General features: G+C 65.3%; 2 protein-coding genes. Both read right to left on the bottom strand.

Going from position 1 to position 1563, the window contains the following annotated elements; translation table 11 throughout:
• Positions 1 to 978 (bottom strand): asparagine synthase (glutamine-hydrolyzing) (asnB, locus tag VIR62_RS11825; protein WP_431871514.1); only part of this gene is annotated, 978 nt, incomplete at its 3' end.
• A 16-nt stretch (positions 979 to 994) separates the two neighbouring features.
• Positions 995 to 1563: glycosyltransferase (locus VIR62_RS11830; protein ID WP_431871515.1), on the bottom strand; the 569-nt coding region annotated here is incomplete at its 5' end.

The following is a 1563-nucleotide window of genomic DNA, read 5'->3' on the forward strand; positions in this document are numbered from 1 at the left end:
AAGCTCCGTGTGCTCGGTGCCGAGATGGCCGGCCACCGCCTTCGCGTGAACCGCCTCGTTGTAGCCGTCCTCGGCGAAGCCGATGGAAAAGCTCCGCACCGGGCGCGACGAGTGCGCCTGCATCAGCGCGGTGACGGTCGAGAAGTCCACCCCGCCGGACAAGAAGGCGCCAAGCGGCACATCGGCGATCATGCGCTTTTGGACCGCATCACCGAGCAGGGCCTCGAGCGCGGAGACCGCCTCGTCCTCGCTGCCGGCGAAAGGGACCGAGGTTCCTTCCGCCCGCGCCGCCGCGAGCGACCACCAAGCTTCGATTTGCGGCTCCCCGCCCTGGCGAACCGCGAGCAGGTGACCGGGGCGCAGCTTGTGGATGTCGCGATAAATGCTCTGCGGCGCCGGCACGTAATTGAAGCGCAGGAAGCTGCTGAGCGCGTCGCGGTCGATCTCGCCGGAAAAATCGGGATGGCGCTTGAGCGCTGAAAGCTCCGAGGCGAAAACAAGGGTCTTGCCGAAACGCCCCCAATAGAGCGGCTTGACGCCGAGCCGGTCGCGCACCAGGGTCAGTTCGCGCAACTCGCGATCCCACAGGGCGAAGGCGAACATTCCGATGAGGCGCTCGAGAGTTGGCCTCAGGCCGTGGCGGGCGATGGCCTCGACAAGGACTTCGGTGTCGGAGCTGCCCCGGAACGAGGTGCCGGCCTCCTCCCACTCCCGACGCAATTCAGCGGCATTGTAGACCTCGCCATTGTAGCTCAGCACATAGCGGCGGTTCGCGGAGACCATCGGCTGGTGTCCGGCTGCCGAGAGATCGATGACGGCAAGGCGGCGATGGCCAAGTCCGATGCCGGCCTCTCCATCGGCCCAGCTTCCGCCGTCATCCGGCCCCCGATGGATCAGACTGTCGGCCATGTGCCGCGCCAGCGCCTCGAGACCCGGACCCTCCCCGGCAGGCCCGAGAAAACCGGCTATGCCACACATGAACGAACCCCTGCCATCACCCTGGCATGCCCCCGGTCAGGATGTCGTAAACAGCCCCCGCGCGATGGGCATAAGTATGCCCGTCCATCACATGGGCGCGGGCCGCTTCCGTGATCTCAAGACGGCGACGCTCGTCACGGAAGGTCCCCATCACCTCGGAAATATTGGATAAATCCGACGCCAAGCGGATGTAGTGGACATCGGGGGTGAGAATGTCGTTATAGCGTCCTTCCAAAAGGATTTGACAGGTAGCGGTGCCGATGGCGTCGAAATGGCGCGAGGAAATGCACTTGCCGTGGTGCTCCGGAATCGACCGCCCAGCAAAGAATTTCTCGTGGATCTCGTCGAATGCCAGTGCCTCGGTGACGGAGGATTCATGGCGGATCGGCCCGCGGCTCAGCATCCTGCGCAGCCAGCGCCGCAATCCGAAGGGCAGCTTGTGGCCGAGTAGGCGCAGCGGGCTGTCATTGGCGATCATGAAGCCCCGTCCCGCGTGCCTTTCCGCCGTCCAAGCGCGGATCGCCGCCATGGTGGCGTCGTCGCGCTCGATGAACCAGGAGCCGGCTTCGGTGGAGACCGTGCCCC

Source organism: Allosphingosinicella sp. (assembly GCF_036570505.1).
In the GTDB taxonomy this organism is placed as follows: Bacteria; Pseudomonadota; Alphaproteobacteria; order Sphingomonadales; family Sphingomonadaceae; genus Allosphingosinicella.